Origin of the sequence: Bacillus sp. FSL P2-0069 (genome assembly GCF_038593315.1) — a bacterium.
GTDB classification, from domain to species: domain Bacteria; phylum Bacillota; class Bacilli; order Bacillales; family Bacillaceae; genus Bacillus; species Bacillus safensis.
Map to the genome: position 1 here is coordinate 3,546,281 of NZ_CP151984.1, position 22,983 is coordinate 3,569,263.

Annotated in this window: 20 protein-coding genes, 1 pseudogene and 1 riboswitch; of the genes and pseudogenes, 9 read left to right on the forward strand and 12 right to left on the reverse strand. The window is 39.4% G+C overall.

Features of this window, described 5'->3' with window-relative positions; translation table 11 throughout:
• Positions 1-7 precede the first annotated feature (7 nt).
• Positions 8-769 carry an ABC transporter ATP-binding protein gene (locus tag NSQ34_RS18160; protein WP_098677056.1) on the forward strand — a complete coding sequence of 254 codons (762 nt, stop codon included), beginning with the start codon at positions 8-10 and terminating at the stop codon, positions 767-769.
• A 655-nt stretch (positions 770-1,424) separates the two neighbouring features.
• Positions 1,425-2,603 (forward strand): Rap family tetratricopeptide repeat protein, encoded by a 1,179-nt coding sequence (locus NSQ34_RS18165; protein WP_075621418.1) that lies wholly within the window; start codon positions 1,425-1,427, stop codon positions 2,601-2,603.
• A gap of 97 nt (positions 2,604-2,700) precedes the next feature.
• Here the strand turns inward: NSQ34_RS18165 and NSQ34_RS18170 are convergent, their stop codons facing one another.
• The 4 genes from NSQ34_RS18170 to NSQ34_RS18185 all read right to left on the reverse strand — a co-directional run bounded on the left by NSQ34_RS18170 (position 2,701) and on the right by NSQ34_RS18185 (position 8,141).
• Positions 2,701-3,549, reverse strand: a complete 849-nt coding sequence (locus NSQ34_RS18170) for a PRD domain-containing protein (protein ID WP_098677054.1) — start codon at positions 3,547-3,549, stop codon at positions 2,701-2,703.
• Positions 3,550-3,579: 30 nt separating this feature from the next.
• Positions 3,580-5,046, reverse strand: a complete 1,467-nt coding sequence (locus NSQ34_RS18175; protein ID WP_098677053.1) for a glycoside hydrolase family 1 protein — start codon at positions 5,044-5,046, stop codon at positions 3,580-3,582.
• 4 nt (positions 5,047-5,050) lie between these two features.
• Positions 5,051-6,910 carry a beta-glucoside-specific PTS transporter subunit IIABC gene (locus NSQ34_RS18180; RefSeq protein WP_268456233.1) on the reverse strand — a complete coding sequence of 620 codons (1,860 nt, stop codon included), beginning with the start codon at positions 6,908-6,910 and terminating at the stop codon, positions 5,051-5,053.
• 328 nt (positions 6,911-7,238) lie between these two features.
• On the reverse strand, positions 7,239-8,141 hold the full coding sequence (locus NSQ34_RS18185) for a hypothetical protein (RefSeq protein WP_120208007.1): 903 nt from the start codon (positions 8,139-8,141) through the stop codon (positions 7,239-7,241).
• Between the two features lie 191 nt (positions 8,142-8,332).
• Between NSQ34_RS18185 and NSQ34_RS18190 the strand changes: the two genes are divergently transcribed.
• The gene (locus NSQ34_RS18190; protein WP_061110313.1) at positions 8,333-8,884 is read left to right on the forward strand and encodes a PadR family transcriptional regulator; all 552 of its coding nucleotides are present in this window, start codon (positions 8,333-8,335) and stop codon (positions 8,882-8,884) included.
• 4 nt (positions 8,885-8,888) lie between these two features.
• On the forward strand, positions 8,889-9,371 hold the full coding sequence (locus tag NSQ34_RS18195; protein ID WP_061110314.1) for a DUF4188 domain-containing protein: 483 nt from the start codon (positions 8,889-8,891) through the stop codon (positions 9,369-9,371).
• An 11-nt stretch (positions 9,372-9,382) separates the two neighbouring features.
• Here the strand turns inward: NSQ34_RS18195 and NSQ34_RS18200 are convergent, their stop codons facing one another.
• Positions 9,383-10,006 carry a CoA pyrophosphatase gene (locus tag NSQ34_RS18200; protein ID WP_046312645.1) on the reverse strand — a complete coding sequence of 208 codons (624 nt, stop codon included), beginning with the start codon at positions 10,004-10,006 and terminating at the stop codon, positions 9,383-9,385.
• Positions 10,007-10,176: 170 nt separating this feature from the next.
• Here NSQ34_RS18200 and NSQ34_RS18205 point away from each other — a divergent pair, with 170 nt between their 5' ends.
• Positions 10,177-10,383, forward strand: coding sequence for a helix-turn-helix transcriptional regulator (locus NSQ34_RS18205; RefSeq protein ID WP_003215336.1), 207 nt, complete (start codon positions 10,177-10,179; stop codon positions 10,381-10,383).
• Positions 10,380-11,060, forward strand: coding sequence for a DUF3169 family protein (locus NSQ34_RS18210; protein ID WP_041118373.1), 681 nt, complete (start codon positions 10,380-10,382; stop codon positions 11,058-11,060). The genes NSQ34_RS18205 and NSQ34_RS18210 overlap by 4 nt, the downstream gene beginning before the upstream one ends.
• A gap of 47 nt (positions 11,061-11,107) precedes the next feature.
• On the opposite strand, the gene NSQ34_RS18215 is transcribed toward NSQ34_RS18210, so the two are convergent.
• Complete coding sequence (locus NSQ34_RS18215; RefSeq protein ID WP_061110315.1) at positions 11,108-12,454, reverse strand: amino acid permease; 1,347 nt, start codon at positions 12,452-12,454, stop codon at positions 11,108-11,110.
• 164 nt (positions 12,455-12,618) lie between these two features.
• A riboswitch (glycine riboswitch) is annotated at positions 12,619-12,698 on the reverse strand.
• Between the two features lie 264 nt (positions 12,699-12,962).
• On the opposite strand from NSQ34_RS18215, the gene NSQ34_RS18220 reads away from it, so the two are divergent.
• The 3 genes from NSQ34_RS18220 to NSQ34_RS18230 all read left to right on the forward strand — a co-directional run bounded on the left by NSQ34_RS18220 (position 12,963) and on the right by NSQ34_RS18230 (position 16,531).
• Positions 12,963-13,982: a LacI family DNA-binding transcriptional regulator gene (locus NSQ34_RS18220; protein ID WP_268456234.1), complete on the forward strand. Its 1,020-nt coding sequence runs from the start codon at positions 12,963-12,965 to the stop codon at positions 13,980-13,982.
• 446 nt (positions 13,983-14,428) lie between these two features.
• Positions 14,429-15,610, forward strand: a complete 1,182-nt coding sequence (locus tag NSQ34_RS18225) for an MFS transporter (RefSeq protein WP_061110317.1) — start codon at positions 14,429-14,431, stop codon at positions 15,608-15,610.
• Between the two features lie 18 nt (positions 15,611-15,628).
• Positions 15,629-16,531, forward strand: a complete 903-nt coding sequence (locus NSQ34_RS18230; RefSeq protein ID WP_024423990.1) for a shikimate dehydrogenase — start codon at positions 15,629-15,631, stop codon at positions 16,529-16,531.
• Positions 16,532-16,625: 94 nt separating this feature from the next.
• On the opposite strand, the gene NSQ34_RS18235 is transcribed toward NSQ34_RS18230, so the two are convergent.
• The 6 genes and pseudogenes from NSQ34_RS18235 to NSQ34_RS18260 form a co-directional block, all read right to left on the reverse strand.
• On the reverse strand, positions 16,626-17,819 hold the full coding sequence (locus NSQ34_RS18235; protein WP_342500987.1) for an MFS transporter: 1,194 nt from the start codon (positions 17,817-17,819) through the stop codon (positions 16,626-16,628).
• 761 nt (positions 17,820-18,580) lie between these two features.
• Positions 18,581-19,246, reverse strand: coding sequence for a hypothetical protein (locus tag NSQ34_RS18240; protein WP_342500988.1), 666 nt, complete (start codon positions 19,244-19,246; stop codon positions 18,581-18,583).
• Between the two features lie 20 nt (positions 19,247-19,266).
• Positions 19,267-19,659, reverse strand: a complete 393-nt coding sequence (locus NSQ34_RS18245) for an HNH/endonuclease VII fold putative polymorphic toxin (RefSeq protein WP_342501088.1) — start codon at positions 19,657-19,659, stop codon at positions 19,267-19,269.
• A pseudogene (locus tag NSQ34_RS18250) lies at positions 19,636-20,211 on the reverse strand (pre-toxin TG domain-containing protein); the annotation flags it as partial. The pseudogene NSQ34_RS18250 and the gene NSQ34_RS18245, both read right to left, overlap by 24 nt.
• Positions 20,212-20,783: 572 nt before the next feature.
• Positions 20,784-21,101, reverse strand: coding sequence for a hypothetical protein (locus NSQ34_RS18255; RefSeq protein WP_041118379.1), 318 nt, complete (start codon positions 21,099-21,101; stop codon positions 20,784-20,786).
• Between the two features lie 21 nt (positions 21,102-21,122).
• The gene (locus NSQ34_RS18260; RefSeq protein WP_268456258.1) at positions 21,123-22,715 is read right to left on the reverse strand and encodes a T7SS effector LXG polymorphic toxin; all 1,593 of its coding nucleotides are present in this window, start codon (positions 22,713-22,715) and stop codon (positions 21,123-21,125) included.
• Positions 22,716-22,983 lie beyond the last annotated feature (268 nt).

The window sequence follows — 22,983 nt, forward strand, 5'->3', positions numbered from 1 at the left end:
GTTTCACATGGAATACTTGATTGAAACGAAGCGATTGTCTTTGCATATCAATTCATTAAAAGGACAAAAACAAACCATTCTTAAGGATATTCATGTATCGATAAAGCATGGGGAATTCATGACCATTATGGGACCTTCTGGATGCGGGAAGACATCATTACTTTATCAGCTTAGCGGCATAGAAACAGCTTCAACAGGAGAGATCGAATATAAAGGCCGATCACTATCAGAAATGACAGACAAACAGTTAACTACTCTGCGCTTAACAGAGATGGGGTTTGTCTTTCAGCACAGCCACTTATTAAAAAATCTTAATTTATTTGACAACATCCTAGCTGCGGCTTATTTAGCAAAGAAAAAGCCAAGACAAGAATTGAATGAACGAGCTCAATATTTAATGGAAAAACTTGATATTGATCATTTGGCAAATAGATATTTGACAGAAGTATCGGGAGGACAGCTTCAAAGAGCCGCTATCTGCCGAGCGCTCATGAATGAACCAGACATACTTTTCGCTGATGAACCAACAGGTGCTCTTAATTCCAGTACAACAAAAGAAGTGATGAATATTTTTTCAATGATCCACGCTGAAGGAGCAACACTGCTGCTTGTCACACATGACCCCAAGGTGGCTCTTCGTTCTGAAAGAATTATGTTTATGAATGACGGGGAAATTGTAGCCAGTTTACAACTAGGAAGATATGATCACTCAACTGCCGAGAACCGAGAAATGAGATTAAATCAATGGCTGCAAGATTTAGGTTTTTAATTTGAGAACAAACAGGCAGGAAACTGCCTGTTCTATTTTTTTTGGCACTCAAACGAGTAATCCATAGAAAAACTATTTGTTTCTAAGATGATTTTGCCGCCAGCTTGTTGACAAGATTCTGTCAGCAGCTCAATTTCTTTGCTATAAAAGTATCTCTTTGACATATAAATCGTCACTAAAACAAGTAACAGAGTCGCGATAATGACTGTGATTTGTCTATTTAAACTTGGAAATCTTTTTTTCATTTCAACATCCTTTCTAAAGGTCTAAATTTGTGTTTAATACTTACTTTTGGCTGCATCTATCAGTTTCTTATCTCATGATCTAGCAACATCATACCTGATTTTCTTTCCTAGATCGACCTTCCATTTTCCCTCTGAAATAGCTAAAACTTCTTTATTCCAAATATACGAGTAATATTTTCGTTCATTATCATAAAATCCATATTATATATTCCTTTTTTAGACTTCCAAAAAGAGATTTTATTCATTTGTGCTAACAAGCAATCACCCTTACAATATCGTACATCACATGACCTTAGGTCCCTTTTATTACCTCTTGTCAATCACTTCACAGAAACGATTATATTTTTCCAAAAATTGTGATATCGTTTTTTATGAAACAGGTGAAAGGATCTTAAAGAGGTGAAATTTCCATGGCTATCATTTCTGCTGAACAGGTGGGGAATCGTTTAAATGATTGGAGAATTGCAATTCGCAAGCATGATGTACACAGTGCAAAAGCAATGTATACAGAATTAAAAGAATTACTTCAAAAAATGGAAGAGAATCAGGAGGTCTTGACCTATTACTCATTGCTAGAAGGCAAGTATAAGCTCATGTTATATGAACGAAGAGGTACAAAACTGAAGGAACAGACAGAACCAGATTGCCCCTCTAAAACAAACGACTTAATTGAATACTATTTTTACCTATACAAAGCCCTTTACGCGTCATATAAAAGAGACTATGCATCTGCCATTGGACTGTTTAAAATTGCCGAGAAAAAACTACAACACATTCCTGATGAAATAGAAGTAGCAGAATTCCATACGAAAATCGCCAACTTATATATGCTGCTTCGTCAAAGCCTGATTTCTCTACACTACATTCAGAATGCTATTGATATTTTCAAAAGTCATGAAGGATATGAGAGAAGACTAGCTGCAGCCTTTGTCATCGCCGCTGCTAATTATATGGACATTGGTGACTTTATAAGAGCAGAAGACTACTACAAAAAAGCATTACACATCGCAGACAGTCTCAACGATCATTTTCTAACATCACAGCTTTATCATAATATCAGCATTTTGTACGCCGAAGCTGGCGAATCAAAAAAATGTATCGATGCCCTAGAAAAGGCTCTTAGTGATGAAGACTATCTCTCTTCGTGTTACTTTCATCACTCCATGTACATGTTAATGAAAGAGCTGCTTTCTATCGATGAAAGGACACAAGCTCTCTATTACTTCGAATTGGTGAATCAAAAACATGAATCAGAGAAGTGCCCCATCTATACAGCAAAAATGAATTTGCTTTACCATCTATATTTCACTGAAGATATGGCTCAAAAAGCTCAAGCCTGTTTCGATGAAATCAGCATTCTTAAAAAATTAAAGGATGCTGAAGGAGCCTGTGAATTAAGTGCATTAGCTGCAAAACACTTTGAAGAGCTGGGAGCAATTCATCAAGCCTATCTCTTTTTAAAGGAAGCTGATCGCATGAAACATCCTATCATTGACTGGGGGAATTCAAATGAAAAAAATGAGTTTATTGATTATCGCTTTAACCATCGTTGTTTTAGGACAAACAGGGGCTTTCAATTCATTAAATGATGAAAATCCTGGTACAACAGAACGACCTATCGGAACTTTATAAAAATATTGGTCATACAAAGAACCACTCGCCTCATCAAGGCAAGTGGTTCCACATTTATTTTAGTTGCTGATAAGATATGAGGCGGTGTATATGTACCGCAAGATAAGTAAGTTCATCATTAGGAATGACGATACTATGCACCTGTTTAATATAGTCTTTGATCTTAAAAGCAACATCCATCGCTTGAGGATATAAGTGTGCAATTTGTTCAAACAACTCATTTTCTTGATCTGATAATAATTTATCAGCATAAAATCTTTCTACAAAGAATTTCACATGTGTAATGAACCGGCTGTAATGAATATTCTCTTGATCCATTTTCATATTCAATGTATAGCGCACAAGATTGACAATACTCCCGATCATCTTGGCATATTTCATACCATCTTTCGAATCGGATTTTTCACCTAATGCATTAATTAAGTGAAAGGCGATATTAGCAGCTTCTTCTTTTGGTAATTGTATGCCAAATGTGTCATTGACTAACTCAAGTGCGTAATTCCCTACTTCAAATTCTTCCGTATAGTAGTTTTTGATTTCCCAATACACGCGATTCGTAATATTAATATTCTTTTTATGACGTTCGACTGCAAAATTCAAATGATCCATTAAGGTAAAATAAACACCTGAATTTAAAGTTGAGTTTAAACGTTTTTCTGCATATTGGACGATGTGCTGAGTTAAATCGATAAACTCCTGAGGCATTGAATCTAACAGTTGAAGAAATTCTTTTGCTCTCATGTTATCAACTGACATAAAGACTTGGTCCGCTTTTTTCTCTTCTATCATTTGACCTGGTTTCTGTCCATAGCCAATTCCTCGGCCGAACAATACCATCTCCTGTTGGTTCTGATCTTCAGCCAGGACCACACTCGAGTTTAAAACTTTTTTGATTTTAAACATCGTCATCACCTGTTTTCATGATTGTGGTGTTCAATCAAGCGATTCACCATTTGTCTCAATGACTTTTTGGTACCAATAAAATGAATCTTTTCGAGATCGTTTTAATGTCCCGTTCCCGTCATCATCTTGATCGACGTGAATGAAGCCATAGCGTTTTGACATTTGTGATGTACCTGCACTAATAATATCAATCGAGCCCCAGCTCGTATATCCAAAGAGATCGACGCCTTCTTCAATCGCTTCTCTCATTTGACGGAAATGCTCTTTAAAATAGTTAATACGATAGTCGTCATGGATAGAGCCATCACCTTCAACTACATCCTTTGCACCCAAGCCGTTCTCGACAATGATAAGAGGTTTTTGATAGCGATCATACAATTCGATCAAAGAAATTTTCAGACCAACCGGATCAATTTGCCAGCCCCAGTCAGTTGAAGGAAGGTAAGGGTTTTTGACTCCTCGAATTGTGTTCCCTTCTGTCTCTTCTAAACCTTCTTGGGCTGACTCCGTTAAAGACATATAGTAGCTGAATGAGATAAAATCTACTGTGTTTTCTTTTAAAATGGTAAGATCATCTGCTTCCATTTGAATATGAATATCTTTTCTCTCCAGCATGCGCTTGATCAGTGGCGGATACTCGCCAAATACCTGAACATCTGCATAGAAATAGTTTTCTAAGTTTTGTTTCAAAGCTTGTTCCACATCATTCGGGTGGCACGTATGCGGATACGTTGTCAATTTTGTCAGCATACATCCTACCTGGCTGCCTGGGATGATGCGATGGCAATCTGCTGTTACGATAGCAGATGCGACAAATTGATGATGAAGTGCTTGGTACACCGTTTCTTCCACTTTTCCTTCTGGGCAGCGATCAGGAATAATTCCTGCTGTAATGAAAGAGTGGCGGTGAATACTATCAATTTCATTAAAGGTGAGCCAATATTTCACATCATGTTTATATCGTTCAAAACATACATTGGCGAACTTCACAAAGAGATCAACGACTTTTCTTTCAACCCAGCCATTATATTTCACACTAAGCGCTAAAGGCATTTCATAATGAGAGAGAGTCACGATCGGTTCTATGTTGTGTTTTTTCATTTCTGCAAAGACACGATCATAAAATTGAAGCCCTTTTTCATTCGGTTCCGCTTCTTCTCCAGTAGGGAAGATACGACTCCATGCAATAGAAATCCGAAGTGTTTGAAATCCCATTTCTGCAAAGAGAGCCAAATCCTCTTTATAGTGATGATAGAAATCGATACCTCTGCGTTTTGGATATTTTTTATCGTCTGGATCTTTCATTGCACGATCTATATTTTCAGTGGTAACAGCAAGATGACCTTCATAATCTTCTACACTCAAGTTGGAACGGTACATTGCAATATCTGCAACAGACGGTCCCTTTCCATCTATATTCCAGGCGCCTTCTGCCTGGTTAGCCGCAATGGCGCCGCCCCATAAAAATCCTTTTGGAAAACCTTTGATTTTTGTCATATGATTAGCCTCCTAATTGTGTAACAACCATCAATGTATCTTGACGATTGACCTCTTGTAATGGCTGTACCTTAATATCATATTGATCTGTATTTGTGATTACAGCAAGTGTTACTGGATCATATCCTGCTTCCATAATTTTTTCTAAATCAAATTCAATCAATAAATCTCCTGCTTGAACACGATCTCCTGCCTGCACTTTTGGATGGAAATACTGTCCTTCCAACTGAACAGTGTCAATGCCGATGTGGAATAATACTTCAACCCCTTGGTCCGTTTTCATACCAAGCGCATGGTTTGTTTCGAACAGCAAGGTCACCTCACCATCTACTGGTGCATAAAGTGCTCCTTTTGAAGGTACAATGGCAATTCCGTCCCCCATGACCCTTGAAGAAAAAATATCATCTTTTACTTCAGATAGAGAGATCATTTGACCAATCACAGGGCTTTTGAAAGTTTCTCCTGCTCCAATTTGTTCAGCAAATGCAGCTTGGTCCTTTGTCTTTTCTTCTACTGTTCGATCTTTACCTAATACAAAAGCAGCGATAAATGCGACAATAAATGAAATGACTGCTCCAATGATAGCAAACATCAGATTTCGCGGAAGTTCATCTGATATAAACATCGACATGCTTGCTAATCCTGGGCCAACAAGCACAAAGGCTTGTATACCAACTAAACCAATGAAAATTCCGCCAACAAACGAACCAATCATAACACTTCCAAGGACTCGCTTATTTTGAAGTGTTACACCGTATAACGCCGGCTCTGTGATACCAAAAAAGGCTGAAATCCCTGCCGAAATGGCTGTTGATCTGAGTACCTTGTCTTTTGTTCGAAGTGCCACAGCAAAACACGCTCCACTTTCCGCAATATTATGCGCAAGTGATGCCGGTAAATAAAGCGCTTCTTTCCCAAGGGTTCCCATCGTTGTGACTGCATAAGGGACCATTGCTTTGTGCATGCCTGAAGCAACCATGAATGGGAGGACCGCTGCTAAAATTGCGACAGCTACCCAGCCTACCGTATTAAACATCGCAAGAATAATAGATGAAAAGCCTTGCCCCGCTGTAAAACCAATCGGTCCTAACAGAAGTAACGTAACTGGTACAGTAATGACCAATGACATCATCGGAACGAAGAAAATCCGAATTGGTTTTGGTGAAAACCGCGTAAAGAATTTTTCCATTTGCGCGTAAAGCAATACAGAAAGGATTGCCGGAAACACTTGATACGCATAAGCTATATTTTTTACATCGAATGACAGTAATTGCGCACCTTCTGTAAGCATTGCTGTCATGTTCGGCAGAAGGAGCGCACCGACTGCTGATAATGCGACCAGTGGATTTACTTTTAGTTTATTCGCCGTCGTTACAGCAACTAATAAAGGCATAAAGTAAAGTGGTGCATCACCTACCATGTTCAGTATTTGATAGGTTTGTCCCTTTGCATCCATCCAGCCTAATAAAGAGAAAAGGAGAAGAAATGATTTTAAAATTCCTCCGCCTGCGATAGCTGGTACAAGAGGCTGGAAGACACCGACAATGAAATCTAACAGGACTGTGCCTGCTTTTCTCTTTTCTTTTGGCTGATTGGATGGCACGTCTTGGCTTGATGAGCTGCTGCCTATTAAACTTGTTACCTTTTGATACACTTCAATGACGTCATTCCCAATCACCACTTGGCATTGTCCTGACATTCTGACAGCTATGACACCTGGTGTTTTTTCTAGTGCTGGTACATCTGCTTTTTTCTGATCAATTAGCGTGAAGCGAAGTCTTGTTGAACAGTGCTCAAGGTGCGCAATGTTTTCTTTGCCGCCTATATGCTGTAAAACGTCTTTGGCAACTTGTGTGTAATCCATTTTTTCTCCCCCTTTTCTCATACATGAGACCTATATTTTGGCAATAAAAAAAGGACCTAAAACGACAAATAAAAGAAATTCATCGTTTTTAGATCCTGCCTGCATGACCAGTCACATGTCTAATTTATTCATATTGGATTTGTTTTTAGTATATATTGATTATATGAAAGCGTCAACATTTATTTTTCTAAAAATTATTAAGGTCTATAGACCCAAATTCATTTTCCTTAATTAGTTGAAGCGTTTGCCTTCCTCTCTTTTTTTCACCAATAACTATCTTCATTATAAAAAACCAGATAAATTTATTCATTCATCTGGTTATCATCATCTATTTTTTCTTTTCTTCTGCCTGCTTTTTAAATGCTTCAGATTGTTTTTGATATTCCTGCTTTGAGACTGGTTTAAATTCTACGATGCCGCCTGCTATTTTCAGAGGAAGTTTTATTGATTTTGCACCTCGATTCGTTGAACCTACGATAATACCAGTTTTGTGCTCTTCGATTTGAGGATAGGTACTGATATCAAACATGATTCCATCAGAAACACCACCCGCTTTATGTTTCGTCTCTTTATAAGGTTCACCACCATCCCCTGGAACTGTTCTCATTAGAAAGGCCCCTGACCATTCAGACTCAATATGCATGTGCTTTACTTGTAGAAATAGTTGGTATGTACCATCCTCCGCAGTATACAGATAACCATAAGCACCTGTTACTTTCTTGATGTAGTCTCTTAAATAATCATAAAATCTAGTTTCTGAGTCATCAATTAACTCATCATATCGATCTTGAATGGCTTTTTGATACGCATTTAATTTTTTTTGATCAACTGCTTTGTATGTGATGCTTTTGTTTTCACCTTGTTTTTTCACAGAGAGATCTTTTCCAGCAACATGTACTTCATACATCACCGAATCTTTTCCTCGCTTCACTTCAAATTCATAACCGTTTTCAATTGCTTTTCCAGTTAATTGATATTTATGTTTAAATAAATTCGGATCAAAATGCATTTCCGGACTTTCTTCTAAAATGGTTTCATTCAAGTGACCGGTTACTTTCCCTTTTCTCTCCGTTACCTTAAACCAATTCACGCCCTCTTTTGTTTTCTGCGCAAAGGCGTAGGATTGATTCAATGCACTCTTTTTTCCGATTGCTTGATAGGCTGACCAGCTGACTGCACCAAGGACTAATACCGTCAGGACAGCCACAAACCAGATTTTCGATTTACTCATACGTACCCCTCCAATATATAATCTGATGAAAGATCATCCATATATATGAGTGATTCACCCCTCTGATTAGCAAAATCAGGTAAATATCCACTCCCTTTATCGAATTTATTTTTCAACAACCCCTTGTATCTGCCACTTCACATCATTTATTATATATCTAAAAGATATATCATTTAGATAGGTGTGCTGATATGAAAAAATACAATGATACGACGTATGCGATTTTAGGTATTTTAACGACTGATTGTAAGTCAGGGTATGAAGTGAAGCAATTAATTGATAGAAGCCTGCATCATTTTTGGAAAATCAGTTATGGACAAATTTATCCAGCTTTAAAGTTAATAGTCGAGGAAGGCCTTGCGGAAGTTTCTCCTGCTGCTGCTTCTGGCCGCTCAGACAAGCGGGAATATCATTTGACTGAAAAAGGACTGAATACGTTAAGAGAGTGGCTGGCGCAGCCGCTCGATCAGTTACCAACAGAGCGTAATGAGGTGTTATTAAAGTTATTCTTTGGTCAATATCTTTCGTTTGAGAAGAAACTAGTGCTTTTACAGGATTATGAGCGGCAGCTTCGTATTCGTTATGAAACTTATGTTTCAATTGAACAAAACATTCAAGAGCTTTATCCAGATGAAGCGGATGCGAAGTATTGGCTGTTTACTTTAGATTATGGAAAAAGAGTGGCTCAAGCAGGAATTGATTGGTGCGTGGACACATTCCATTCGATGAAGAAGGAAGGGTAAATGAATGAAAAAAGACATACGTGCGGGTAGATTTACAACGGACAATTCTGATTCGATTGTTGTGTTCATCATCGGAATGAGGATCAACAAACGCTGGGCCATTCATCAATGGCTGCCTGTGTTCATGGCGATGCCTGGCATGATCAAGGAGCTGTATACCCATCAAGATGAGCTTGGCTTTCTTGGGACAGAGAATTACTTTGGATTACGCACGACAGCGATGATTCAATATTGGAAATCAACAGATGACCTCCTTGCCTATGCCAAGATGGAGAAGCATTTGGCTGCTTGGAAAGAATTTAACCAAAGAACACGAAATAATGACGCCGTCGGAATTTATCATGAAACGTACCAAATTCAAGCCGGCTCGTATGAATCCATCTACGTGAACATGCCTTCCTACGGACTGAGCCAAGCAAAATCCCCTATTTCAATAAGTAAAGGTCAACAAACAGCGAAGGACCGTCTGAATACAACAAATTCCTAGAGAGCGATTCTCTAGGAATTTCTTTTTGTAACGGTCACAAAATGCTTTAATATGCGGGCTGTTAATCCCCATATGGTGTAGTTTTCGTAATCATAAAACCATTCCTCAATCGAACGGCTTCCCCAGCTGTATTTTTCACCATTCATGATTTTTTCATAAGGGAAGTCCTCTCCTGGTGTTGGCTGAACGGATACATGATGTAAGTATGGCTCATATTGGCTGAGCCATGATAGAGGCACGGTAAAAGTCTCCTCTACTTCTTCTTGATTAAAGGAGTGTTTCACTTTTTGCTCATCAATGATACCGACATATGGGTATACCACAAAAGATGGAGAAGCGATATAAGGACTGAGCTGTCCAAGGATCTCGACCGATTCTGGCGGAATGCCCAGCTCTTCATGTGTTTCTCGCAGTGCAGCTTCCTGTGCAGTTTCGCTGCCGTCAAGCTTGCCCCCAGGAAAGCTAATATCCCCCGGCTGTTTTCTCATGGTCAACGATCGGACCTCAAATAATATATGCCAATCTCCATTTACTTGCACCAAAGGGATAAGGACTGCTGCTTTGAACGCTGTCTCTTCTCCAATGAACAACGGTTGTGATTGATGTAAGTCATTTTTTAATTGATCAATGAACACGGACATCACCTGTTTTCTGTTTCTCTTTCCTTTAGCGTATCATGGTTCACCTTTTCAATAAAGATGATCTTTCTGACAATTATTTTTATCATTTTGACAACTTTACTTGTCAAAATGAATATAATGCTTTACAATCAAGGAAAGATTTCAACCAAAATTGAGGTGACAGAATGAAAAATCGGTTAAAAGAGCTTCGTGCGCGAGATGGTTTAAACCAAACTGAACTTGCAAAGCGTGCAAAGGTCTCTCGTCAAACCATCAGCTTAATGGAACGAGATGAGTTAATGCCGTCTCTATTGCTCGCTGTTAAGCTTTCACGAATTTTTCAGGAACCCATTGAACGTATTTTTCTATTCGAGGAGGATGAACTCTCATGAAAACTGTATACAAAATGCTCTTAGGTGCTCTCCTTGGCTTTCTCGGCGCTTACTGTCTGCTGGCAGCCGAATTTGAAATGACACTTCTTGATGTTGCATTTGAAGCCACTCTTGTCATCAGTGGATTGACGATTTTATTGATTATTTATTGTTTTTCAGGGATTTCACGTATGAAAAAAAGAGTATCTCTTTCGGTTTCTGGAGATGAAGAGGATGAACTGGAGGCAAAACAATATCGGACCTTTACTGATTTGACTTTAGCCAATACGGTAAGTACCATTTTTTCCATTGTTGCCATCGGTATCGCGATCGTCACCGAGCAGCCCATTTGGTTGATTCTCGTCAATGCTGCTTTATTTATTGTCTCCATTATCAGTTCATATATAGCGATATCTGTTCTAAAGCTTGTCTACCCTAATCGCAACCTGCCAAGTCCATCTGACAAAGATTATAGTAAAAAGCTGCTCGCTATTTCAGACGAAGGCGAAAAGCATGTGATGCTTGGCGGACTGTTTCACACGTATCAAATGATGAATGTTCTATTGACCGGCGCCATGTTTATTTTGATTGTGTATTCCCTTGGAGCCAATCACTCTCAGCTTTTCTCAATCATGGTCATTGGTGTTGTTTTGATCATTTTGAATGCAAATTATGTGCTAAAGATTAGAAATCGTTAAATGAACAAAAGCACAGCCTAATGCAAAGGCTGTGCTTTTTCCGTTCATTATGACGCGCGGCGTTTCTTTCGTGCATAAATCAATAGTAAGAAACCAAACCAGACCGGCGTTAATAAGAGCGCGGGGCGTGTTGCATCTGCAAACAGCATGATCACTAGAATCGCAGCGAAGAGAACCAAAACACATATATTCACAAAAGGTGTGAAAGGTGCTTTAAAGGTAGATGCTTCATGCAATTCAGGCCGTGTTTTTTTATATTTCAAATGGCTAATTAAAATAATACTCCATACCCAAATGAAACAAATGGCACTGATCGTTGTCACAATACCAAAGGCTTGTTCGGGAATCAGCTTGCTTAAAAGAGCTCCAACCGATACCACAATCGTCGAAACAAACAGGGCATTGCTTGGGACAGCATGCTTGTTCAGACGTCCGAAGGAAGCTGGACCCTGCTTTTGATGACTAAGATTATACAGAATACGGCTCGTCGAGAACATGCCGCTATTACAAGCTGATGCCGCAGACGTCAACACAACAAAATTAATGAGCCCTGCTGCTACTGGTATCCCAATGAGTCCAAAGGTTTTCACAAAAGGACTTTCTGATGCGCTGAGTTCAGTCCATGGGTTGATACATAGTAAGACAAAAATCGCTCCCACATAGAAAAATAGAATTCTTAATGGAATCTTATTAATCGCAGAAGGGATGTTTTTTTGCGGATTGGCTGTTTCTGCTGCGGACACACCGACCAGTTCAACTCCCACATACGCAAAAATCACCATCTGGAATGACAATAAGAAACCTGTGACACCATTCGGGAATAACCCGCCATGAGACCATAAATTCGTTACTGTCACCGGTCCGGCATCTGTTTGAAAACCAATGATTAAAAGAACCATTCCAACCCCGATCAATAATAGAATCGTAATTACTTTAATGAGTGCAAACCAAAATTCCATTTCTCCGAAAAGCTTCACCGTTAATAGATTCAATCCTAGTAAAATCAATAAACAAATGATGGCAGGAATCCACTGCGGGATGTCAAACCAATACTGCACGTACACACCGACCGCAATGACATCCGCCATCGCTGTCATAATCCAGCAAAACCAATAGGTCCATCCTGTCACAAAGGAAGCCCACGGGCCGAGATAGTCCTCTGCAATATCGGTTAATGACTGATAGCCTGCCTTCGATAAAAGCAATTCTCCGAGTGCCCTCATGACAAAAAAGATGGCCATCCCGACAATTAAATAAGCAAAAATAATTGAAGGACCTGCCAATTGAATAGCTTTTCCAGATCCTAAAAACAGTCCTGTTCCAATGGTTCCGCCAATGGCAATCAATTGCACATGACGGTTTGATAAATCACGTTTTAATTCTTGTTGTGCCAATGCTAACACCCTCCTACGACACGATCTTATCCTGAAATAATGAACCCTTTAAAAAAGTCCATAAAAAAAGAGATTGGATGCGCTCCAATCTCACGGTCATAAAAGAATAGCAAAATAGAGAAAAGTCATACACGGCATCATCCATGCACCACAAATACAATATTTCGTACTCTTCTGTCCTTTTGCCTGAGATTGTGAACCCTTCGGCGCCGCACATACATGCGGTCTCTCCAGAAGCTGCTCCTGCTATAGTGTGACCCACAGCATTCATAGCCTTCGTTATTTAATTAAAATGTTGCTATTTCTGAATAATTTCATATTTTACGCCTCAATCTGAAAGCTGTCAATGGTAATCTTTTATGATTTACGGCGTTACTCATATGTCTTCACTTCATCAATCCCCCCTGATTCATGTATAATAAATCAAAAGATGTTCGGCTCGTCTGATAGAGAAATCCCTCTTGATGATGAACAAAGTTAGGCAATCCATTGAAGTTGGTGAAGATAAATGAAAAAAATGAACAAGCAGCGTGTCACATTACAGGAAGTCGCCAAGCATGCCGGTGTCTCGACTTCAACGGCATCACTCGTTGTTCGAAATAATCCTAGAATCTCTGAAGCCACTCGAAACAAAGTACTGCAATCCATGGGGGAATTAGGATACGTATACGACCGCGTTGCTGCCAACATGCGGTCAAAAAGCTCAAATATCGTGGGTGTGATTGTGACGGATATTTCTAACACCTTTATTTCGGAGTTTTTAATTGGCGTACAAACCACGCTTGAGTCACTGGGCTATACTGTTTTACTTGGTACGACCTTTGACAGTGTCGATAAACAGGAGCGGCTCATTTCCACCATGGTAGAGCACCGAGTGGGCGGGATTATTTTAAACCCAGCTTCGAAAAGCTCTGCTCGAACGGTCAAACAATTAAATCAAATTCGCACCCCAAAAGTACTGGCAAATCGTGAATTATCAGATGTGCAATGTGACTATGTCGGTGTTGATTATGAACAAGGTACTTGGATGGCGGTTCATCATCTTCTTCAAAAAGGGCATCGCCGCATCGCTTTTTTAGGCGGCATCAAGACTTCTTCGACTTGGATTGAGCGGATGAAAGGTTTCAAAAGAGCTCATGACGAAGAAAATGTGACGATTGATGATTCTCTTATTATTGATATAGAACCTACTCGTGAAGGCGGGAAAGAAGCACTTGCCCAAGTGATGGATCAGCCTGAGCCCCCTACTGCTATTTTTTGTTTTAGTGACTTATTCGCTTTTGGGGTCATTCAAGCCCTGTCAGCACGGGGCATCAAGCCTGGTGAAGATATCGATGTCGTTGGATTCGATAATGTTCCTGAAGCAGAAATGTATCATCCGCCGCTCACCACTGTTTCCTCCTTCCCACGATCCATCGGGGTAAAAGCAGCGAACCTTTTATATCATAAAATGAACGAACAGGATGAAGAGCTGCAGCGATTGATTTTAAAGCCTCAACTTCATATTAGAGAAACCTCTCCATCATGATGAAAAAGAGAATTGTGTGCAGCAATTCTCTTTTTTTATTGATCAAGTCAACTATTTCTTTGTTTCATTTTTCTTTTTTTAAATCACAAAGTCATAAACTTGACACATTTAAAATGCAGGAGTATATTTATCTCGTTGCTTCTTTTAGTATATCGTTATACCTATTTCGTCATATCATCATTTCTATCAAAAAACAGTTAAAAGTGGTTTTTTATGATTCTGATCAAATCATGAAGTTTCACTTCCTAATCAAGGCTTTTATTATTTTTTCATTTTTAGTAGAACGATGTACTTAATTGAAGAACAGATGAATATTCATTATTTTTTCATCAATCACATAAGGGGTGTTGTGATGGGCTTCATATTATTTATTTTGAAGGAAACAATAACAAAGGGTATACAAAGAATTTGACCTTAAATGGGGTTTCAAATATAGGAGTGGGAACATGAAAAATCCTTATATAAAATCGTCACTTGGCATGTATTTAAACTACTTCATGCTTGGCATGATCAATATTATTGTAGCTTCCAACATGGACAGCTTATCTGAACGCTACCATGTGGATATTCCGAAAATCAGCTTGCTTGTATCGGCGATCGGAATTGGTAAACTCATTGCGCTCTTTTTCTCAGGCCGGTTAGCCGACAGCTGGGGACGTAAGCCTGTCATTATTACAGGAAATTTTCTTTACTTATTATTCTTAATCGGTATTCCAACGACAACAAGTTATACACTGGCATTTATCTTTGCGATATCAGCAGGTATTGCCAACTCACTGCTTGATTCAGGAACCTATCCTGCTTTGTCAGAGTCATTTCCGAAAAAAGCAAGTTCGGCTTCTGTTTTAGTAAAAGCGTCTGTATCCATTGGGGCGACTGTTCTTCCATTTATCTTGGCGTTCCTAGTGGCACATGACATCTTCTGGGGCTGGGCGTTCTTTGGACTAGGGCTTCTTTATTTACTTGTAGGGATTTACTTAATCTTTATGCCATTCCCGAACCATAAGCAAGTTTCTTCACAAGACTCTCTTCCAGTACAGGACCAGCTGAAAGAAGAACCAAAAATGCTTGGCGAAGGTTTAGCTGTTGTACTGATGGGATTCACATCGACTGCATTGTTTGTCGTATGGCAGACATGGCTTCCGCAGCTCGGGTTAAAATTAATCGGACTTGGCACAGAACAAGCTACACAGCTTCTATCTTATTTTAGTATTGGTGCACTGGTATCTGTTCTATTGCTTTCGATCGTCTTAGATAAATTCATTTCACCGATTATGGTGGCGATCATTTATCCAATTGGGGCGTTCCTTGCAATGCTTGCACTATTCCAAGTTGAAACTTACAGCATTGTCATTGTCAGCACCTTCTTCTTAGGACTATTTACAGCGGGAATCTTCCAGCTGGCGATGAGTATTATGATGAAATTGTTCCCGACAAACAAAGCAACGGCTTCATCCTATGTCAACATTGCGGCAAGCTCAGCATTTATACTCGTGCCGCTCATTACAAGTGGATTGGTCAGCACGTACGATATTAAAATGACGTTATTTTTCGATATGATCATCGCAGTTATTAGCATATTACTAGCGCTCTTTGTTCTTGGACGCATGAAAAAATTATTTAGATAATTAAAGGAGATGTCAATCATGACAAACATACATGAACGTAATATTGATGGGAAAACAAAATTAGTTGGTCTTCTTGCTACACCAATCGGGCACAGCCTTTCACCACGTATGCATAACCTTGGCTATACACTAACAGGTATCAACTATGCTTACCTTGCATTTGAAGTAGGAAATGATGAACTAGAAGCAGCCGTAAATGGTATGAAAGCAATGGGTGCAGCTGGATTTAACGTCTCTATGCCGAACAAAATGAAAGTATTGGATTACTTAGACGAACTAGATGATTCTGCAAGATATACACGTGCAAGTAACACTGTAGTGAACAAGGATGGTAAGCTCATCGGCTACAACACAGATGGTCTTGGATATGTAAGAAACTTGATTGAACATGGTGTTGAATTAGCTGGTAAGAAGGTCACTCTCGTTGGCTCTGGCGGTGCTGCGACTCCGATTGCGATTCAGCTTGCACAGTCCGGCATTCGTGAAATTAGTATTTTTGCTCGTAATGATCAATACTTTGTTCAAGCAGAAGAAAATGTAAATTACATCAACAACGAAATGAAATCATTCGGTGTCAAAGCAAACATTTTCCCACTTGAAGACAAAGACGCGTTCCGCCGTGAAGTAGCAGAAAGTGCGATCCTGGCAAATGGGACAAGCCTTGGCATGAAACCACTGGATCAACTCAGCATTATCGATGATACACTTGATGTACTTCGTGAAGATTTGATCGTGACAGATGTCGTATACAACCCGCAAAAAACAAAGCTTCTTGCGCAAGCACAGGAAGCTGGCGCCAAAACCATTAACGGTCTTGGAATGATGCTATGGCAAGGTGCACTTGCTTACAAACTCTTTACTGGTGAAGATATGCCAGTTGATCAAGTAAAACAAATTCTTTTTGAAAATGACCGATTCTAAAATAAAAAAGACAAAGGGCTAAAATGATATCATTTTAGCCCTTTGTTTTCAGCTCTACACGCTGAGACGACTTCCTGCGGAGGTCGTCTTTTTTTTAATCATGTATCATGATTTGACGGTATCGATACAGGATATACAGTGCGCCGATAATGGCCGCAACAGCCACAGCTGCATCGAACATAAAGATTTGTAAAATGGACGCGTGACTCTGAATTAAACCTGTTACGACCGGAATGACGATAGCCGACACGCCGCCCGCTGTAGAGATAATCCCTGTCATCGTCCCTTTGTTTTTCCAGAAGAATTCAGCCATCACAGTTAACGTCAGCTGAAAAACTCCTGCCGTTGAAAATCCCAATACAAAAGCATTGACGGTTCCTATAACTGGGGATTTCACGACCAAGAGCACACAAATGGAAACAAGTGTAATGATGGGGTAGATCAGCAGTACAGTGACCGGACGGACAAAACGGCGCAAAAGAAACGCGAGCATCACGACAGACAGCAGCCCGCCCATGCTATAGTAACTGAGCAGTTTTACAGCACTGCCCGATGCCATCCCCAAGATGGCCTCACCGTACGTAGGAAGCCAAATTTGCGGCAGTGCATACAGTCCATTTGACGTAAAGCTGATCAAAATGAGTGCGATCCCTTCCCTCCAAAATGTAGGCTCTGTCGAGAAGCGCGGAAGTCCGTCATACTCCGTTACCTGGACTTGCTCCACCTTACGATGATTCGGAAATGGCAAGGTCCACAGCATCAAGACATTCACAAGATAGATCAGAGCAGGGACAAAAAATGAAATTCCATAAAACAAATCATGCTCTGCTAAAAAGAAAATCGCCAGTGGCAAAATGGTTGCCCCAATGGAGATAAAGGCCTTCACCATCACATTCGCAGATCCCGAGTTTTGCGGAAAAGCCTCCATTAACGCAGGATATGTTCCTGCATCCATTGCCGAATTCGCGACGCCTGCCAAAATCGCAAATGCAAACGCGATTTGATAATTCGGAGACAATGGGATTCCGATGAGGAACACCGCCATCAGCACACCAGAAACCAAAATGACCGGCTTTCGCCCAAAACGATCTGACAGTACGCCTGATAAACCATACGTGAGCACCCTGCCAATGCCAAGCGCCGATATCATATAACTAATTCCCGCACTATTGGTATCTAACTGTTTGATTAAAAATGGCATATTTGAAGCCAAAATAATATTGACCATACCTAATAAAAAATAATTAATATACAGACTAGAAGCCGTTCTCACATACGGATTCCTCATCCTGACACACCCCTCAACACCATCGCAATGAAGTGACAAATAATGGTTACGCTTACAAGATCTCATATGTGAGGAAGAACAGCTTTTCAGCCTTCACGTTCATACATCTCATCATGTCATGCAGCTCACAGCTTACACGCCCTTCATGTATCAAGCATTTCTTCAATTTTTCACTGCTCTTATTTTATACGAATGCGAAAGGTAAAGATAGTGAATTGCTTAAATTTGAAGGGAATTCATCGATCAAGCGTATGACACCATCGATAGAAAAAAGGAGTGGTTCATTCCACTCCTTAAATGATGTCTCAATTCTGTTCATCGCAGCCCCCAAATACTTAGCTCATAAAAATATTCCGTTCTCTCGATGCGTAATCCAAAACGGAAATATTCTTCCAAAAATAAAATCCCCATACCCACTTGAAAATTTTGTTTGCTCAAGAAGGTGATTTAAATGAATAAAGACTTCATACACATTCACTTTAAGTGCTTCAATTTCATGCTCTCGATAGTATTCTCCATGTATTTGGATTTTATGTTCTCTCGATTGAAGGAAAGCAAATACCTTCTGACAAACAGTACTCAGCGATTTTATAAAATCCATATACCACTATTCGAATTCTATAGAAATGAAACAACCAGTCCTCGAAAGAGTTTCGACAACTGGCTGTTTCATACGGTGTTTTGATCCCAGTCTCTCAAAACCGGGGATCAGTCCCGAATATGGTGATTGTTTAAAATATTACGGGATCATTTTGAAGATACTATGAATGGCTTTGTATTCGCTCCCGTATTTTCTGGGTATGATCTTGATTTAAAATCATTGCCAATTCGGCCTCATTTAGAACAGATCCCCATCTAAAGATAATTTCACTATTCAAACCATACTTCAAAAAAAGCGCTTGATAATCTATTTCATGACTATTCTTATCCAATCCTGAGTAAAACAAATCTTTTATAGATTCCTCTGAGAGCATAGAATCCCTTCTACTGGCAATCATGAAACTAGATTGATACTGATCCATTATTCGCAATGCTTTATCTAAATCATGTTGAGGAACCTTGGCCATACTGACATAAAACGGTTTTTCATGTTCATCTAAAAGTAATTCTGGCCCCTTTTCAAAACCTGAAGTATTTATGTCTGAATCAATAGATTTCCATACTTTTCGGAATCTCTCTATTCGCGAATGTGCATCACTTACTTTCTTACTCAGAAAGATATAAAAATGGTAATTAGTCAAATGATCGCTAAAAATTTCTATTAGTTCATTTTGACAATAACTTTGAAAAGTCTTAATTCCACCATTATCTAAAAAGTAATATCCATTAATACTATATACACTTAACTGTTTAAGTTCATTTATTTTTTGATCTAACCACTTATAGTAGTTTATCACTTCTTGTTCGAATTCAAGTTCTATTTTCATTTATAATCCTCCAATGATAACTATTTTTCATAGTTATAGTGGTTTCCATTAATATCATTAAAATGAGCATCTCTATTCTGACTTAAGTCGTCTGGATAATAATGACCTCCTGCATGATCTCTAACCACTTTATCACCTTTAAAGAAATAATCCTTACCAGGGATAGGGTTACCTCTTTTGTCCACTGCTGGTCTAACTTCTATGGGTTGTTCACTTACTGGTATACCACTTGCCCTTTTAGATTCTCGAAAAGCCCCTCTTCTTTTGGCTCCTTCAGGTGAAAAATTAGGAGGACGCTGCCCATTTTCAGCTTTCACATATCTTTGATAATTTTCTCTTTTAGTTATTATTTCTTTTGGTTTATGTTTAAATTGAAGTTGTTTTAAACTCTTACTTCCAAACGGTAAAAGCATTCCAAGCGCCGCGTTCATACTCGCTTCCTGCTGTTCTTTGGAGATCTTATTTCCAAACATGTCTCGGCCTGTGATCGCTTCGCTGAAGCCGTTTGTGGCGGTGAGGCCGTATAAACCTTTTTGGGATGTCTTTAGGGCGTCAAAGGATTTTTGTGATGTCTTGTAAATGTCGACTGCCCTGACTGCGGCTGATGTGGCTTGACTCGTTTTATAGACAGCTTTTCCGCCTTTGAAAATGCGGCCTGCCCAGCCAACGATAGGAATGTAGCCGGCCGCTGCCATGCCTCCTGCCGCGACACGCTGGCCTGCGGTGAGTTCCTCGCCCGTGATTGGATCAACGCCTGTTGCGGCACGTTTTGCATCGTTCACGCCGGTCAGTTCATTCACGATGTTTCCACCATAATCGAGGGCTTTTTCATACCAAGGGCGGTTGGCGAGTGCTTCTTGTTCCTTCGCAATCTTTCGGGCTTCTTCTTGTTCTTTTTTGATTTTCAGATATTCAGAAGTTTGCTTCTCAATATCGCTTTTTGCCTTGTAGATGTCGCTATTTTGATCAAGCTGCAATGCTTTTCGATTGCTTTATTGTCTCTTTCGAAACAGAACACTGTTAGCTGAATAAACACCACCTTACGCTATTCGCTTAAATAGATTTTGAAATGATGACTACACTCCGAGAGGATGCCAATTACAGTCAATCATCAATTGAAATGAAAAACTGTCCTCGATACGGCTGCCGCAGACCAGTTGCTATTCAGGCTCAGAATGTCCCTCTCGTATAGCCACATTCCTCAACACTTTTGTTCTGTATCCAGATACACCATTGATAAGAGAGAGGCGCGTCTCCCAATAAAAAAAGGGGACACCAACCAAGGCACTTAGAGTGCTCAATACGTTCGTTTTGCTTGTCTCTATCATACGATGATCCACTCAGGAAAAAGATTCCCATTTTATCGGTTTTTTCTCGGTATGAAAGCCAATAAACACAAAAACCTTGAAAGGCATATAGCCAGTCAAGGTATGATAACAATAACATTATATTAGAAGTATCAACTACTTCACCTACTGATTTATCTGAGAGAATATCATAATTGTTTTATATTTCTTTCTAATACAATAAGGCTATTTTAAAGTAACTCCACTCCAACTTGTTTATAAAATTTAACTTTTAGCCTCTCTTCTTCGCCCACGTTCATTACCATAGCATTGTCATCTTTTTTTATACTTGTTACATTATTAAAATCACCTGTAAATACTATAGAATCTTTAAATGTAATACTTAGACTACTCGTTTGCTTATATACATCTAAAGTTAAAATCACCTTGAAATTTTGGTCATCTTTGTAAGTATAAATTAATTCTCCATCATCTATATTGCCTGTTATACTCACCGGCTCACTTTGAAAAAGTTCTAATAGATCATATTCATCATACTTGATAAACATTCGTATTCATCCTTTTATTAATTATTTCGGTATAACTGTGATAACATCGCCTGCTTCATTTATAATCACTTTGACATCCCGTGTTTCATGAACAAACGTTCCGCTTCTATTACCAGGTATCTTTTTCGTATTCATTATAGCGTCTTCAATAACTGAAGGTGGAATATTTCTTGGGTCAACATATTTTTTGATGAAATCACTAAATTCTTTTGTTTGTGGTTTAAATCCTAATTCTTCAGCTTTTTTGATTGCTCTACTTGTTAAAGTAGCTTTTACTTCAGGAATATCAGGTGCCATTCTTTCCAAAGCATGCTGAGAATACTTTCTTCCATTTATTTCTCCTCCGCCTTTTGACATATTCCAACCAATTTCACCCGTACCCTTAATCCCCATTTTACCATGAAACCCTTTCGCTCCAAATGGCAAAAGCATCCCAAGCGCCGCATTCATACTGGCTTCCTGCTGTCCTTTCGAGACCTTATTTCCAAACATATCTCGGCCTGTGATCGCTTCGCTGAAACCGTTGGTGGCGGTGAGACCATATAAGCCTTTTTGCGATGTTTTTAAGGCGTCAAAGGACTTTTGTGATGTCTTGTAGATATCGACCGCCCTGACTGCGGCTGATGTGGCTTGGCTCGTTTTATAGACAGCTTTTCCGCCTTTGAAAATGCGGCCTGCCCAGCCGACGATTGGGATGTAACCTGCCGCTGCCATGCCGCCTGCCGCGACTCGCTGGCCTGCGGTGAGTTCCTCGCCCGTGATTGGATCAACGCCTGTTGCTGCACGTTTTGCATCGTTCACACCTGTCAGTTCATTGACGATATTTCCACTGTAATCGAGGGCTTTTTCATACCAAGGGCGGTTGGCGAGTGCTTCTTGTTCCTTTGCGATCTTGCGGGCTTCTTCTTGTTCTTTTTTGATTTTCAGATATTCAGCAGTTTGCTTCTCAATATCGCTTTTTGCCTTGTAAATTTCGCTATTTTGATACGCTTTCTTGTCAAAATTCATAGGCGAAATCGCTTTTCCGTCACTTGTCGCATTGATCATTTCAGCGTACAATGCCATTGTAGCTTGCTGTTCCGTCTCTGACAAAGCATATTCATCTTTTAAATTTTGATCAAGCTCTCTTAGTTCTTTGACCGTCTTTTTTCGTTCATCTTCCGCATCTTCTATTTTTTCATCAAAGGTTTGGCTATCAAATACCTCTAGAGAAATGAGATGATCAATGTCTTGAAAAATCGTTTTGAGTGCCTTTTTTTGATCCTTTACAATGCTTTTGGCGTTTTTGATGCCCATATGTACTGCGTTGTCTAAAAAGTGTTCCTCTATAAAGGTATCGCCGCCAAAGCTCGTATCATCCAGTGTTCCAGAAACACCTTCATGAAAGGCTTTTTGCTTATCAATGAAGCTGATAAACATGTCTACATTTCCAGACAGCTCTTTATAGAAACTTTTAATGTTATCGGCACCTTTCCCAGTGAAATCATCACCGAGATTGGCCACACCTTGTAATGACTTTTTTAAATCTATCATTTGTTCGCGGAGTTCTTGATAGTGTTTTGCCCTTGTGTCCATGGCACTGGTTAGTGCTTTTGCATCAAGTATCTTGCCCAGAAGAAGTCACTCCCTCCATTATTGATCATAAAGTCTATTTTACCGTGCCCCTCAAAACGGAAAAATAGGCTAAATGACATAAAAAATGGAATAGACTTTCTATTTAACGGTCAAATAAAATAAGCCAAACAATGCACTTTGCTCTGTCTAGCCTTACCTTTATGCTATTTATAAACATTAGTTGGCCCTTTATACCAGACTATGTGATAGAACTATTAGAACATTAATCCCTGTTCAACCTTTTCAGTGATATGAGATAATGCCAACT